Origin of the sequence: Pseudonocardia bannensis, from assembly GCF_012911875.1 — a bacterium.
GTDB classification, from domain to species: domain Bacteria; phylum Actinomycetota; class Actinomycetes; order Mycobacteriales; family Pseudonocardiaceae; genus Pseudonocardia; species Pseudonocardia bannensis.
The window spans coordinates 14,428-28,269 of sequence record NZ_JAAXKZ010000078.1 but is presented as its reverse complement, the minus strand read 5'-3'; the positions used below and the strand labels follow the sequence as shown (position 1 = coordinate 28,269).

Annotated in this window: 12 protein-coding genes and 1 pseudogene; 9 read left to right on the top strand and 4 right to left on the bottom strand. The window is 72.7% G+C overall.

What is annotated here, in order from left to right:
- Positions 1-67: 67 nt before the first annotated feature.
- Positions 68-832 (bottom strand): TetR/AcrR family transcriptional regulator, encoded by a 765-nt coding sequence (locus HF519_RS19415; protein ID WP_169414395.1) that lies wholly within the window; start codon positions 830-832, stop codon positions 68-70.
- 76 nt (positions 833-908) lie between these two features.
- Here HF519_RS19415 and HF519_RS19410 point away from each other — a divergent pair, with 76 nt between their 5' ends.
- The 5 genes and pseudogenes from HF519_RS19410 (at position 909) to HF519_RS32485 (ending at position 7,444) form a co-directional block, all read left to right on the top strand.
- Entirely contained in the window at positions 909-1,295 is a 387-nt protein-coding gene (locus HF519_RS19410; RefSeq protein ID WP_169414394.1) for a VOC family protein, read from the top strand.
- 410 nt (positions 1,296-1,705) lie between these two features.
- On the top strand, positions 1,706-1,981 hold the full coding sequence (locus HF519_RS19405) for a hypothetical protein (protein ID WP_211170266.1): 276 nt from the start codon (positions 1,706-1,708) through the stop codon (positions 1,979-1,981).
- A 61-nt stretch (positions 1,982-2,042) separates the two neighbouring features.
- Positions 2,043-6,470 carry a cation-translocating P-type ATPase gene (locus tag HF519_RS19400; protein WP_169414393.1) on the top strand — a complete coding sequence of 1,476 codons (4,428 nt, stop codon included), beginning with the start codon at positions 2,043-2,045 and terminating at the stop codon, positions 6,468-6,470.
- A gap of 331 nt (positions 6,471-6,801) precedes the next feature.
- Positions 6,802-7,113: pseudogene (locus tag HF519_RS33335) on the top strand (MEDS domain-containing protein); the annotation flags it as partial.
- Positions 7,070-7,444 (top strand): MEDS domain-containing protein, encoded by a 375-nt coding sequence (locus HF519_RS32485; RefSeq protein WP_312860212.1) that lies wholly within the window; start codon positions 7,070-7,072, stop codon positions 7,442-7,444. The pseudogene HF519_RS33335 and the gene HF519_RS32485, both read left to right, overlap by 44 nt.
- A 187-nt stretch (positions 7,445-7,631) precedes the next feature.
- Here the strand turns inward: HF519_RS32485 and HF519_RS32980 are convergent, their stop codons facing one another.
- On the bottom strand, positions 7,632-8,114 hold the full coding sequence (locus HF519_RS32980) for an OsmC family protein (protein ID WP_211170265.1): 483 nt from the start codon (positions 8,112-8,114) through the stop codon (positions 7,632-7,634).
- A 10-nt stretch (positions 8,115-8,124) separates the two neighbouring features.
- The gene (locus HF519_RS19380; RefSeq protein ID WP_169414376.1) at positions 8,125-8,376 is read right to left on the bottom strand and encodes a hypothetical protein; all 252 of its coding nucleotides are present in this window, start codon (positions 8,374-8,376) and stop codon (positions 8,125-8,127) included.
- 174 nt (positions 8,377-8,550) lie between these two features.
- Between HF519_RS19380 and HF519_RS19375 the strand changes: the two genes are divergently transcribed.
- Positions 8,551-8,973 carry a hypothetical protein gene (locus HF519_RS19375; RefSeq protein WP_169414391.1) on the top strand — a complete coding sequence of 141 codons (423 nt, stop codon included), beginning with the start codon at positions 8,551-8,553 and terminating at the stop codon, positions 8,971-8,973.
- 134 nt (positions 8,974-9,107) lie between these two features.
- Positions 9,108-9,926 (top strand): Bax inhibitor-1/YccA family protein, encoded by an 819-nt coding sequence (locus HF519_RS19370; protein ID WP_169414390.1) that lies wholly within the window; start codon positions 9,108-9,110, stop codon positions 9,924-9,926.
- A gap of 307 nt (positions 9,927-10,233) precedes the next feature.
- Here HF519_RS19370 and HF519_RS19365 read toward each other — a convergent pair whose 3' ends face one another.
- Complete coding sequence (locus HF519_RS19365; RefSeq protein ID WP_169414389.1) at positions 10,234-11,454, bottom strand: acetyl-CoA C-acetyltransferase; 1,221 nt, start codon at positions 11,452-11,454, stop codon at positions 10,234-10,236.
- A gap of 105 nt (positions 11,455-11,559) precedes the next feature.
- On the opposite strand from HF519_RS19365, the gene HF519_RS19360 reads away from it, so the two are divergent.
- Together HF519_RS19360 and HF519_RS19355 are read left to right on the top strand one after the other, a co-directional pair.
- Positions 11,560-12,015, top strand: a complete 456-nt coding sequence (locus tag HF519_RS19360; RefSeq protein ID WP_169414388.1) for a pyridoxamine 5'-phosphate oxidase family protein — start codon at positions 11,560-11,562, stop codon at positions 12,013-12,015.
- 392 nt (positions 12,016-12,407) lie between these two features.
- Positions 12,408-13,787 (top strand): cystathionine beta-synthase, encoded by a 1,380-nt coding sequence (locus HF519_RS19355; protein ID WP_169414387.1) that lies wholly within the window; start codon positions 12,408-12,410, stop codon positions 13,785-13,787.
- The last annotated feature ends 55 nt before the right edge of the window (positions 13,788-13,842 follow it).

Below are 13,842 nucleotides of genomic sequence, written 5' to 3'. Positions count from 1 at the left end.
GAGGGGGCCGGCGGGCGGGATCGACCGCATCGGTCTCCCGGCCGGATGGTTCCGCCGGCCGTGCCGGTCACGAGTGGCGCTCGATCAGCGCCGCGAGCCCGTCGAGGACGCGGGCGAGCCCGAAGTGCCAGGCGTGCTCCGGACTCCAGGCGCTGCCATGAGCGGATCCGGCGGCGGCCCCGACCCGGACCGCGGTGGGGTACGTGGACTCGTCGAGGACTCGGGCCAGCAGCGGCTCGTTGATCGACCACCACTGTTCGTCGTCCATTCCGGTGGCGTGCTGGGTGGCGCGCGCGTCGGCGGCGTCGCGAGCGTGCGAGCGGACGAAGCCGAGCAGGTGGGCGAGCCCGGCGTCGAGGTCGACATCGGACAGGCCCAGCCCGTCCAGGGCCCGCAGTTCGTGCTCGTACTTGGCCATCTGGCCCGGACCCAGCGGCGGGCGGCTGGTGGAGATCATCGCCGCCCACGGGTGTGCGGTGAACAGCGCGCGGTTCTCCTCGGCCACGGCCGTGACCCGCTCCCGCCACGGCCGCCCGGAGGTGTCGGTGCGCGGCATGGCCGCGTAGACGGCGTCGAGCATCAGGTCGAGCAGTTCGGCCTTGCCGGGGACATAGGTGTAGAGCGTCATCGGCGCGACGGCCAGGGCCTGGGCCACCCGGCGCATCGTGACGGCTGCGAGCCCTTCGGTGTCGGCCAGTCGGGTCGCCGCGTCGACCACGGCGTCGATGGTCAGCCCCTGCCGCGGGCCGCGGCGCGGGACCGCCGACGGGTCGCGCCACAGCAGTGCGAGGGTGCGGTCCGGGTCGCCGGCGCTGCTGCGGTCGGTGGGCATGGGAACAATCTTGACGCACTCGATGTCGTACGGCGTACGATGTACACCGTACAAATAACCCCGCCGAGGAGTACCCGTGAAGATCACCGCATCGGCCGTTTCGCTCAATGTGGAGGACGTGCCGGCCTCTGCGGCCTTCCTCGTGGACCACTTCGGCTTCCGCACCGAGATGGCCGCTGACGGGTTCGCCTCGCTCGCCCGTGACGACGCGGGCATGAACGTGGTCTTCCTGCGTCGCGGCCTGGCGACCTTGCCCGCCGATCAGCGCGACGACCACGCGTCGGGATTGATCCTGGCGTTCACCGTCGATGATCTCGAGGGTGAGCTGGCTCGGCTGCAGGCCGAAGGCGTCACCGTCACGATGCCGTTGACCAGCGAGGAGTGGGGCGAGCGGGCGTTCCAGGTGCGCGACCCCAACGGAGTGATCGTGCAGCTCGTGGACTGGAACGCGCCGACGGGCTGATCCAGCCTCCTCGGCACCTCACCCCGCCGGGCCCCGTGCTGGCGACCGGCCAGGTCGTCCAGCCGACGGCCTGGCCCGGAGGCAGGCCGTCGCGACGGCTCTCCATCCGTCCGAACAGGACGGCGGCCTCGCTGCTCGGCGGGACACCATCGGCTGTTTGCCCTCTTGTTGGCCGGGTACCGCCCTGCGTACGGTCGGAACGGTTCTGGCTGGCAGAACGGATCGAGGACGTCATGGCGACGAGGACGAGGAGCCCGAGCCAGTCGGCGGCGGGCACGCAGGAGACCCGCAAGACGACGCCCGCCCGGTCGGCAGAGCGGGCCGGCGAAGGCCGGGGCCGCGAATCCGAGGGGCCGGGCGGACGGCAGCACAACGGTGGCCGGAGAACGGCAACGGTCAACCTGCCGTTCATGACCGCACAGTTCCGGGCGCCGGACATGCACGTCCCCAGCGCCGGAGAGCTGGGCGGCGCGGCCCGGTCGCTGCTGCCCTCACCGGTGGCCACGCTGTACTACAGCGGTCTGGTGGTGACCGCGGCGCTCGGCGTGATCGAGTGGCCGGTCGCGGCGGCGATCGGTGTCGGAACGGCTCTCGCCAGCCGGGGAGAGCTCGATCCCCTGCCGCGTAGCGGCGGCACTTCGCGTGGCGCGCGGGCCGCGGATGAACGGGCGGCCGGCGAGGCCTGACTGACCCCGGCCGTGGCGGTGGCCGGCCAGGAACCGACGACTCGGCCCGCCCGGGGGTTGCATGGGCCTGCAGCAAATGCTCGGCGCGCCCACACGGGCGGCCGGAGCGGTGATCGGTGCATCCGTCGGGGCGGTGTCAGGTGCGATAGCGGGCGCGGTCGAGCTGGTCTCGATCGCAGCGTCCGGGGCGACGTACGCCGCAGCGGATCGAGCCCACATCCCGGTGCGCGGGGTGCACCGCGAGGACGCCGAGCCGGTCGCGGCGCAACTGGAACAGTGGCTGGTCGAGCACGACGGAGTGAGCAGGGCGGAGCTCAACGCCGTGCTGGGTCAGGTCGTGATCGAGTACGACCCGGGCCGGCTGAGCGTTCGGGAGCTCGCCGGGCTGGTGGGTGAGGCCGAACGGCGGTTCGGCCTCGCGGCCGAGCCGCGCGCTCCGGCCGGCCGGGCTCATCCCGGGGCCCCGGCCGCGGTGCTGTGGGAGGCCCTCGGGGTCGCGCTGAACCTCGGCGGCCTCGGTTACACCGCCGTGACCCGCCCGGTCCCGATGCGCACGCTGGGCTCGGTGCTCCCGCCCGTGTTGGGGATGGTCGACGCCACCCCCCGCTTGCGTTCCCTCGCGGAGCGGGTGCTCGGCCGGCCGGGCGCGTACCTGCTGCTGACCGTGGGGAGCTCGGTCTCCCAGGCGGTCACCCGGCGGCCGCTCGGCCTGGTCGTCGACACGTGCCAGCGGTTCAACCGGCATCAGGAGGCTCTCGCCCGGCGCAGGGCATGGGCGAGCTGGGACGCGGAACTGTCGGTGGTGCCCGGTGCGCATCGAGCGCCGCCCTTGCGCTGTCCGCCGCGTCCGGGTCCGATTCCCGGCGGGCCGGTCGAACGGGTGGCCGAACGATCGGCGCTGGCCGCGGTGGGTGGGGCCGCCGCACTTCTGGCCTCTCTCAGCTCCGTGCCGCTGGCGACCGCGGCGCTGGCGGCGGGCGTGCCGAAGGCGGCGGGTGCCGGGCGCGAAGGCTTCGCCGGTCAACTCGACCGCGACGCCGCGGCACGGGGCACGCTGGTCGTCGATGCAGATGTCCTGCGCCGGCTGGACCGGGTGGACACGGTGGTGGTGGACGCCCGTGTCCTGCTCAGCGGGCGGCGGGTGGTCGACGAGGTGCTACCGGTGGCGTCCGACGCCGATCCGGCCGAGGTGGTCGAGCGCGTGCACGACCTCGTCGACGTGCGTCGTCCGCGGCTTCGCCGAAAGCATGCACAGTGGACGGTGGAACCACTCGGCCGCGCCGTCCGCACGCTCCCGGCCGGGATCCGGGCGGCGGCCTGGGAGCGCGCCGCGAGCGGCGCCACCGTACTGGCGCTGCGCCGCGACGAGCAGGTGGTCGCGCTCGCGATCGTGTCCGACGAGCTCGACCCGCTGGCCGAGGCGGTGGTCGACGCGGCGGGCCGCGCGGGTTCGGTGCTCATCGCCGGTGCCACGCGGCGGCTCGAGCGCCGGCTGACGACCGACGGTGTCGTGCGGGGTGGTGACGCGGCGGTGGCCTCGGTGCGGGCCCTGCAGGGGAACGGGCACGTCGTCGCGCTCGTCGCGCCGCGCAACGGCTCGGCGCTCGCCGCCGCCGATGTCGGCATCGGCCTGGTCGACGCCCGGGGGGCGCCCCCGTGGGGCGCGCACGTGCTGTGTCGCAGTCGTTCGGAAGCGTGTTTCCTGCTCGAAGCGGTCGGGCCGGCGCGGCAGGCCAGCCGGCGCAGCGCACAGCTGTCGATCCTGGGGTCCGCGGTCGGCGCGCTGCTCGCGGGGCTGGGCCCGCGCCTCGGTGCGCCGGACCGCGCGACGATCACGGTGCAGATGGCAGCTCTACTCGCGCTCGGCCTCGGCACCTGGGCCGGGTTGTCCGCGGCGGGGCGCCCTCCGCCGGTACCCGTGGAGCGGACACCGTGGCACGCCATGTCCCCGGAGGCGGTGCTGTGCTCACTGGACAGCGGCCCAGGCGGGCTGGCCGACGACGAGCCGGGGCATCGCCGCGAGCACCGCGGGAACCCCGGCCACCAGGAGGTGGGGCTCGGTCGGGCCACCCTGGAGGAGCTGGCCAACCCGGTCACCCCCACCCTGGCCGCCGGGGCCGGCCTGTCCGCGAGCGCCGGATCGGTCCTCGATCCGCTGCTGATCACGACGGCGCTCGGGCTGAACGCGGTCATCGGCGGGGCGCAGCGGCTCGACGCGCAGCGAGCGCTGCGGGCCCTCACCCGGTCCAGCGCGACGCCGGTCAGCGTGCTCCGCCAGGGCAGACAGCACACCGTCCCCGCCGCCGAACTGGTGACCGGGGACGTGATCCAGTTGCAGGCCGGGGACGCCGTGCCCGCGGACTGCCGGCTGATAGACGTCCAGGGTGTGGAGATCGACGAGTCCTCGCTCACCGGGGAGTCCGCTCTGGTGGCGAAGTCGGTCCGAGCCACCAGCGCACCGGACGTGGCCGACCGGCGCAGCATGCTCTACGACGGGACCGTCGTCGCCGCCGGTCGAGCCGATGCGGTCGTCGTGGCCACCGGGGACCACACCGAGGCCGGCCGGACCCTCCGGCTGCACATCGGCGGCGTCCCGGAGAGCGGGGTCGAGACCCGGTTGCGGTCCCTGACGGCCCGCGCGCTGCCCTTCTCGGTGGGCGCCGGCGTCGGGTTGATCGCGGTGGACCTGCTGCGCCGCCGGCCGATGAGCCAGGCGTGGAGCCGGGCGGTCAGTCTGGCGGTGGCCGCGGTACCCGAGGGACTGCCGTTCGTGGCCACCGTGGCGGAGCTCGCCGCCGCGCGGCGGCTGTCGGCCCGGGGGGCGCTGGTCCGCAATCCGGCGACCGTCGAGGCCCTCGGGCGGGTCGACGTGCTGTGCTTCGACAAGACCGGCACGCTGACCGAGGGCCGGATCAGCCTGCGGCAGGTGTCGGACGGCACGGCGACGCACTCGGTGGACGACCTACCGCCGCACCTGCACGGGGTGCTGGCGTCCGCGGTCCGGGCGAGCCCCTTCCAGGCCGACGCGCATGAGGTGGTGCACCAGACGGACCGCGCCGTGCTGGGCGGGGCACGGCGGCTCGGGATCGTGGCCGGCCACGACCAGGACGAGATGGAGCACCTCGACGAGCTGCCGTTCGAGTCCAGCCGCAGCTATCACGCGACGCTGTGGCGAGGAGGCGACGGCGCGTCGGTGAGCGTGAAGGGCGCACCCGAGGTCGTGCTCCCGCTGTGCACGCACCGGCGCCGCACCGCCACCGAACCGTTGGACGGTGCGGCACGGTCGCAGATCGAGGAGGAGATCGACCGGCTGGCCCGGCGAGGTTACCGGGTGCTCGCGGTCGCGGAGCGCCAGGTGCCCCGGCTGTCGCGGCGGGCGGAGCCGGTGGTCGGCAGCCTCGAGTTCCGCGGGCTGCTGGCGTTGGCCGATCCGGTGCGGCCGACCGCAGCGGACGCGGTCGCGACACTGCGCGGCGCGGGCGTCGAGATCGTGATGATCACCGGTGACCACCCGAGCACCGCCGAGTCGATCGCCGCCGAACTCGATGTCCTCAACGGCCGGCAGGTGCTGACCGGGGCCGAGCTCGACGGCCTCGACGACGCCGCGCTCGACATCGCCCTGCCGCGCGTCGCGGTCTTCGCCCGGGTCACCCCGGTGCAGAAGGCGCGGATCGTGCAGCAGCTGCAGCGGTCCGGCCGGACGGTCGCGGTCACCGGGGACGGCACCAACGACGCGCCCGCCATCCGGCTCGCCGACGTCGGTCTCGCCCTCGGCGCCCGCGCCACGCCGGCCGCCCGTGAAGCCGCCGACGTGGTCATCACCGACGACCGCATCGAGACCATCACCGACGCGATCGTGGAGGGCCGGGCGATGTGGACCTCGGTCCGGGACTCGCTGTCGATCCTGCTCGGCGGCAACCTCGGCGAGATCGCCTACACCCTCGGGACCGGCCTGATGAGCGGGAGCGTGTCACTCAACGCGCGGCAGTTGCTGCTGGTCAACCTGCTGACCGATGTGTTGCCGGCGATGGCCGTCGCGGTGCGGCCACCCCCCGATGTGACCCCGGAGGAACTGCTCGCCGAGGGCCCGGACGCCTCCCTCGGCAGTGCGCTGAACCGTGACATCGGGGTGCGGGCGGCCATCACCGCGATCGCGGCGATCGTGGCCTGGCTGCTGGCCCGTCCCGTCAGCGGCCCGGGACAGGCCGGCACCACCGGGCTGGTCGCGCTGGTCGGTGCCCAGCTCGGGCAGACCATGGTGGTCCGCGGACGCACCCCGCTGGTCCTCGCCGGTGCGGCCGGTTCGCTGCTGGTCCTGGCTGCCGCCGTCCAGACACCCGGCATCAGCCGTGTCGTCGGCTCCCAGCCACTGCTGCCCCACCAGTGGGGCATCGCGCTGGCCACCACCGTCGCGGCCACCGCCGCCCAGCTGGTCGCCCAGCTCCTGGCCCGCCGCCGCTCGGTCGCAGGGTCGAAGCATCTGCCCTGAGACCTGCTTGCAGGGTCGAAGCATCTGCCCTGAGACCTGCTTGCAGGGTCGAAGCATCTGCCCTGAGACCTGCTTGCAGGGTCGAGCCGACCCTCCTGAGCGTCGCGTCCCGTGCTGCACGTCGTCCGCTCCTTCCGGAGCCCCGGAGCGCCGGCCGTCGCCTGATACCCGGGTGGGCGACGGGCGAGACCGGCTCCGGCCGGTGGTCCGTGGCCTGCGAGAGCCAACGCGGGGCCTGTCTTCGGCTCGGCGGGATGTATCGGGGCGGGCATGAGGATCCGACACTCCGTCCGCCGCTGACGCTCGTTCCGGCAAGGCCCGTGGAGGCGCCATGAACACGGCGAACCGCGTTCCGGAAGCTGACCTCGGTGGGGTACCGGTGAGGACGCACGACCACCTGTGCGTCCTGCATCGAGGTCGCCGCGAACGTGACCGGCTGCTCCTGCCGTTCCTCCGCGACGGCCTGCGCGCGGGACAGTCCTGTCTGTTCCTGACGGCTGGTGGTGAGTGCCCCGACCTGTCGGCCCTCGTCGTCGAGCCCGGTCTCGACGCCGGCCTGCTGGAGACGGTCGACCCGCATGAGACTTACCTGAGATCCGGTGCCTTCGAACCGGAACGGATGCTGGGGTTGCTGTGGGACTGGTCCGAACAGGCCTTCGGCGGCACCGCCCCCCCGAACCGCGCGCGTCATCGGGGACATGAGCTGGATCCGGCCGCCGACCCGTCCGGCGTTCCCGGCCGACCTGCTGAGCTACGAGGCGCGGGTGACCGGGTGGCTGCGGGCGTACCCGTTGATCGGCGTCTGCATGTACGACGTCGATGTGTTCGACGGGCGCGTGGTGATCCCCGTGGTCAAGGGCCATCCGAAGGTCTGGCTCGACGGCCAGCTCATCGACAATCCGTACCACCTGCGGCCCGAGCAGTACGAGGCGGCGTCCTCGGTGGCCCATGAGCTGTTGCGCGAGGTCGACTGACGAGCCGCGACGCTGCTCGTGCCCGCAGCGGCGAGGCGTCCAGCCGGGCGGCTCGCGTCTCGCGGTGGCGCCGGTCGTCGGTGGGGCCCCTTGGCCCGGCGTGCGCTCACTGTGCCACCTGCAGGGTCGCGCGGCTCTCGGCGTCGCCGAAATCGACTCCGGCGACCTCGTGGATCCGCCGGCCGACTCAGACGAACTCGATGACGGGCTCCACCCGGATCGGGGTCGCCAGGCTGTTGGCGATGAAGCACTCGCGGTGGGCCACCTCGACGAGATGGCGGACCCGTTCCGGCGTGGGCCCGGAGGCCAGCACGATCCGCGGCCGGAGCACGATCTCGGCCAGGCGCACGGGCCGATCGGCCTCGGGCATGAAGGCCTCGGCGTCGTCGCGGTACTCGCGGATGTCGAGCCTGGCCCGGGCTGCGACGGCGAGGAACGACAGCAGCTGGCAGGACGACGCCGCCAGGACGATCAGTTGCTCCGGGTTGAGCAGGGCCGGGTCGCCGCCGAAGGCGGGGTCGGAGCTCAGGGTGAGCCCGGCGTCCGCGGGTGCCGCACCGGCGAGATGGGAACGGTCGTAGTGGTGGTAACCGTCGGCGGTCGAGCCCGACCAGGAACAGTGGGCCCGGTAGTGGTGGACCGCCAGCTCGGTGGTGTCGCGCGTGCTCACCGCGCCGACGCTAGCCGGGCCGGCCGCGACCGATGAAACGCCTGGTGCGCGGTTGTCTCGCCCTCGCAGCGGACGCGGCCAGCGGCCCCTTGCTGCGCCGGTGCAACCAGCCGCGGCCCTTCCGCAGCACGCGGCTCAGGCCGTTGGGCCCGCGACGGGCTTCGATGACGTCACCGAGCCGGCCGAGCAACCAGCCGAGGACCGGTGCGCCGACGGCCAGGACCAGCCACATCCGCAGCCGTGCGGAGAAGAACGCCCACATCGTCCGTCACCTCCAAGTCGGGTCGGGATGCCCCGGGGGGACGTCCGGCAAACCTCGCTTATCCGGAGTAGTGCTGGCGGGCAATGCATCGTTCCGCCTCGCTCGCGGCACCCGGAAATGGGGCCTCCGGCCGAAGGCGGGCGATCTCGGCGGCCGGGCGCGTAATCTCGGAGCATGACGGGCGACCGTCCGCTGGTGGCCGGGATGACGCTCTACCTGGTCATCACGGCAGCCCCGACGCTGCTGTTCTGGGCGGCACTGCGGGTGCCGGCCGCCGTCGCCGCGTGCCGGGCCCGCCGTCCCGGCGTGCCCACGGGACCATCGCTGGAGTCGCTGGTTGCCGATCTGCGCCGGCTACGCCGGGAGGTGTGTGGCCCGCCGCCACGGACCAGGTTGCGCCGGGTCGCTCTGCTGATGGCCTATGACGACGTCCTGATCGGCCTGGCCGGGGCGGTCGGGGTGGATGCCGCCCCGCTGGCCGCTGCGCGAGAGGGCACCAGCGATCGTGCGTACGTCCGGCTGCAGACCGAGGCGGCCGTCGAGGCGGCCGGGATAGCCCTCGACCCACCCGCGGCCGCAGGGCCCGAGGCGGCCTGAGACCGTGAACGCGTGGCGGGCCGGCGACACCGGCCGCGGAGCGAGCGTAAAATCGTCTTTACCGAGCGGGAACTCACCGGGTGTCCCCCGCGTTCCATCAACGGACGCCCACCCGCGCTTTCAGGAGGATCCAGGTGCGCACCAGTAGCAACCCGGCGTTCCGCAACCTGCCCGCCGGGCAGGGCGGCGGATACGCCGACTTCAACCGCCAGGGCGGCATGATGGGTGGCGGTGCCGCCTTCGCCAGCGCCCAGACGTCCCGGGCCGACATCGGCCGAGCCGGGGCCGGCCAGCGTCCGCTGACCGTCGACGACGTCGTCACCAAGACCGCGGTCACGGCCGGTGTCGCCCTCGTCGCCGGGATCCTGACCGCCATCAGCGGTGCATACTGGCTGGCGCTGCCGGCCTTCATCGTCGGCTTCGTCGTCTCGCTGATCGTCATCTTCAAGCAGAGCAGCAACCCGGCCCTGGTGCTCGTCTACTCGGCCGCGATGGGTGTGGCGCTGGGTGCCATCACCGGCGCGCTGGAGTTCAGCGGCACCCAGTTCGAGGGCATCGGATTCCAGGCCGTCATCGGTACCGCGGGTGTGTTCGTCGGCATGCTGGTCGTCTACAAGACCGGTGCCGTGCGAGTGACCCCGAAGTTCACCCGCTGGCTGATGGGCGCCACGATCGGCATCGTCGTCCTGATGCTGGCGAACATGATCGTCAGCTTCTTCACCACCGGTGGCCTGGGTCTGCGCGACGGCTCGCCGTTGGCGTACCTGTTCAGCATCGTCTGCATCGGCGTCGCAGCGTTCAGCCTTCTGCTGGACTTCGACATGGCCGACCAGGCGGTCAGGGACGGCGTCCCGGCGAAGTTCGCCTGGTACATCGCCTTCGGCCTGATGACCACGCTCGTCTGGCTCTACATCGAGATCCTGCGCCTGCTGTCCTACCTGCGTCAGGAGTGATCCCAGGGTGGGTGGGCCTGCCCGGTCCACCCACCCGGGTACCGCCGGCAGGGCCGTGACCGGCCGGGCGACCCCCCCTCCCGGCCGGCGACGCCGCGGACGACTGCTTCCCCCGGAGCGGATGTCCGCGGCGTTCGTCATTTCGGTGCCGGAATCCATCTCCCCCATCGGTGAGGCCGCACGGAACAGTCCTCGACGCATACGGCTCTCGGGCGCAGGTTCTGAGATCGGGCAGTTCTCCGGAGCGACGAACGGCACGTCACCTCCGCGCGGGTAGGGACGTGCCGCTCGTCGTCGGAAGGGTGGGTCAGCTCAGACGCTCGATGACCAGGGCCATGCCCTGGCCGCCGCCGACGCACATGGTCTCCAGACCGATGGCCTTGTCGTGCGTGCGCAGCCCGTTGATCAGCGTGGTGGTGATCCGGGCGCCGGTCATGCCGAACGGGTGACCGAGGGCGATCGCGCCACCGTTGACGTTGAGCTTGTCCTCGTCGATGCCCAGGTCGCGGGCCGACGGCAGGACCTGCGCGGCGAACGCCTCGTTGATCTCGACCAGGTCGACGTCGTCGATGGTCATCCCGGCACGGGCCAGGGCCTGCTTGGACGCCTCGACCGGGCCCAGGCCCATGATCTCCGGGGACAGCCCGGACACGCCCGTGGAGATGACCCGGGCGAGCGGGGTGATGCCGAGCTCGGCGGCCTTGGTGTCGGACATGATCACCAGGGCGGCGGCGCCGTCGTTGAGCGGGCAGCAGTTGCCGGCGGTGATCCGCCCGTCGGGGCGGAACACCGGCTTGAGCCCGGAGACCCCTTCGTAGGTGACGCCGGCGCGGGGGCCGTCGTCGGTGGAGACGACGGTGCCGTCGGGCAGCGTGACCGGGCTGATCTCGCGGGCGAAGAACCCGTTGGCGATCGACTTCTCGGCCAGGTTCTGCGAGCGGACCCCGAAGTGGTCCATGTCCTCGCGGGTCACGCCCTTGGCGCGGGCGAGGTTCTCCGCGGTCTGGCCCATGGCGATGTAGATGTCGGGCACCTGTCCGGCCTGGCGCGGGTCCGTCCAGGTGTCGGCGCCGGCCTCGGCGACCTGCGCGGTCCGGGCCTCCGCCTCCGCGAAGATCGGGTTGTGGGTGTCCGGCAGCGAGTCGGAGTTGCCCTTGGCGAACCGCGACACCGTCTCCACCCCGGCGGAGATGAACACGTCGCCCTCGCCGGCCTTGATGGCGTGCAGCGCCATCCGGGTGGTCTGCACCGACGACGAGCAGTACCGGGTGATGGTGGTGCCGGGCAGGCTGTCGTAGCCCAGCAGCACCGACACCACGCGGGCCATGTTGTAGCCCTGCTCGCCGCCGGGCAGCCCGCAGCCCAGCATCAGGTCGTCGATGTCGGCCGGGTCGAGCTGGGGGACCTGGTCGAGTGCGGCGCGGACCATCTGTGCGGTCAGGTCGTCGGGGCGGATGCTCGCCAGCGACCCCTTGAAGGCACGGCCGATCGGGGATCGGGCCGCTGCGACGATCACGGCTTCGGGCATCGATGCTCCTCGTTCGTCGGGACTGCTCTTCCGGCCGAGGGTACTTACCGACCGGTAGCACCTTAGTTGTCAGGTTCTGTCAGGTTTCGGGTCCACGATGGGCCCATGTCCTCGTGGAACGACGTCGAACAGGCCGAGCCGGAGTTCGCCGCCCGGGTCCGCAGCATCTTCGACGCGCACAAGCACAAGACCATCGCGACGCTGCGGTCCGACGGCTCACCCCGGATCAGCGGGATCGAGATCCAGTTCGCCGACGGCGAGCTCACCTTCGGCTCGATGCCCGGCGCGCGCAAGGGCGCCGACCTGCTGCGTGATCCGCGGTTCGCGCTGCACAGCGCGTCCGTCGACCCACCCGAGGGTGCGCCGGCCGCCTGGACCGGCGACGCGAAGATCGCCGGAAGGGCCCGTCTCGTCGGGGATCTGGACGGCGAGGTCGCCGGTCAGTTGTTCCACGCCGACCTCACCGAGGTGGTCCGCACCGGCTTGAACGAGGCCGGCGACCGGCTCGTCATCGAGTTCTGGCGGCCGGGTGAGCCGCTGCGCCGGGTCGAACGGACATGAGATCCGGAGCGGTTGTCGATTCCCCGCCCACTCGTTCGTCGTCATGATGTGCGGCGCCCGTGCCGCCGATGACGTGAGGGAGCAGGACGTGAAGTACTGCTGCTGATCCACGGTGCCCAGCCGGCCGAGGCGGCCACCACCTGCTCCCGGCGGCCCGGGCCGGCCTGCTGCGCCGGCCGGGCCGTACCGACGAGGCCGTCGCCGCCTCCCGGCAGGCTCTCGCCGAGGCCGGCAACGCCCCGGAGCAGGCTTTCCTGCGGCGGCGCCTGACCGAGCTGGGGTACCGAGGCCGGCTGAGGCGGGGACGGGCACCGTGGCCCGTGCAGCGTCCGGAGGGCCACGCCACACGGAGGGGGAGCGGGGCGCCTGTGGCGGGGTGCGACGATGACCGCATGCGCTACGTCGAGCACATCTCCGACCTGGTCGGGAACACCCCGCTCGTCCGCCTCGGCTCGGTCGCCGCGGGCATCACCGCCCCCGTGCTGGCCAAGGTGGAGTACCTGAACCCGGGTGGCAGCGTGAAGGACCGGATCGCGTTGCGCATGATCGAGGCGGCGGAGGCCTCGGGCGAGCTGCGTCCCGGCGGCACGATCGTCGAGCCGACGTCGGGCAACACCGGCGTCGGGTTGGCCATGATCGCCCAGCGCAAGGGCTACAAGTGCGTGTTCGTCTGCCCGGACAAGGTGGGTGAGGACAAGCGCAACGTGCTGAAGGCCTACGGCGCCGAGGTCGTCGTCTGCCCGACCGCCGTCGACCCCGACCACCCGGACTCCTACTACCAGACCTCCGACCGCCTGGTCCGCGAGATCGAGGGCGCCTGGAAGCCCAACCAGTACGCCAACCCGGAGAACCCCGCGTCGCACTACGCGTCCACCGGGCCGGAGATCTGGGAGCAGACCGAGGGCCGGATCACGCACTATGTCGCGGGGATCGGTACCGGCGGCACGATCAGCGGCGCCGGCCGGTACCTCAAGGAGGTCTCCGGCGGCCGGGTGAAGGTGATCGGGGCCGACCCGGTCGGCTCGGTGTACAGCGGCGGCAGCGGCCGGCCCTACCTGGTCGAGGGCGTCGGCGAGGACTTCTGGCCGACCACCTACGACAAGGGCATCTGCGACGAGATCGTCGCGGTGTCCGACGCCGACTCGTTCGAGATGACCCGCCGGCTGGCCCGCGAGGAGGCGCTGCTGGTCGGCGGTTCCTGTGGGATGGCGACGGTGGCCGCGCTGCAGGTGGCCGCGGCCGTCCCCGCCGCGGAGGCGGCCGACGCGGTGGTCGTCGTGCTGCTGCCCGACGGTGGCCGCGGATACCTCGGCAAGGTCTTCAACGACCACTGGATGGCCAGCTACGGCTTCCTGCCGCCGACCGAGGGGGCGACCGTCGGCGACGTGCTGCGCCGCAAGGACGGCTCGATCCCCGACCTGGTGCACGTGCACCCGAACGAGACGGTGGCCGACGCCGTGCACTACCTGCGTGAGTTCGCCGTCTCGCAGATGCCGGTCGTGCAGGCCGAGCCGCCGGTGATGGCGGCCGAGGTCGCCGGGGCGGTCGTCGAGCGGGACCTGCTCGACGCCCTGTTCACCGGCCGGGCGCAGCTCACCGACCGGCTGGAGAAGCACATGTCCCCGATGCTGCCGACGCTCGGTGCGGGGGAGTCGCTGGCCAGCGCGATGACGGCGTTCGCCGAGGCGGACGCGGCGCTGGTGCTGGTGGACGGAAAGCCGGCCGGGGTGGTCACGCGCTCGGACGTGCTGGCCTTCCTCGGCAACGGCTGACCCCCGTGCGCGGCGATCGTCGCCATGGCGGCGATCGCCGCGCACGAGCAGGCGC

Bases quoted from the DNA above. Each gene is read 5' to 3' on its own strand.
- HF519_RS19415 (WP_169414395.1), bottom strand. From the start codon at position 832: ATGCCCACCGACCGCAGCAGCGCCGGCGACCCGGACCGCACCCTCGCA.
- HF519_RS19405 (WP_211170266.1), top strand. From the start codon at position 1,706: ATGACCGCACAGTTCCGGGCGCCGGACATGCACGTCCCCAGCGCCGGA.
- HF519_RS19400 (WP_169414393.1), top strand. From the start codon at position 2,043: ATGGGCCTGCAGCAAATGCTCGGCGCGCCCACACGGGCGGCCGGAGCG.
- HF519_RS19380 (WP_169414376.1), bottom strand. From the start codon at position 8,376: ATGTGGGCGTTCTTCTCCGCACGGCTGCGGATGTGGCTGGTCCTGGCC.
- HF519_RS19375 (WP_169414391.1), top strand. From the start codon at position 8,551: ATGACGGGCGACCGTCCGCTGGTGGCCGGGATGACGCTCTACCTGGTC.
- HF519_RS19365 (WP_169414389.1), bottom strand. From the start codon at position 11,454: ATGCCCGAAGCCGTGATCGTCGCAGCGGCCCGATCCCCGATCGGCCGT.
- HF519_RS19360 (WP_169414388.1), top strand. From the start codon at position 11,560: ATGTCCTCGTGGAACGACGTCGAACAGGCCGAGCCGGAGTTCGCCGCC.
- HF519_RS19355 (WP_169414387.1), top strand. From the start codon at position 12,408: ATGCGCTACGTCGAGCACATCTCCGACCTGGTCGGGAACACCCCGCTC.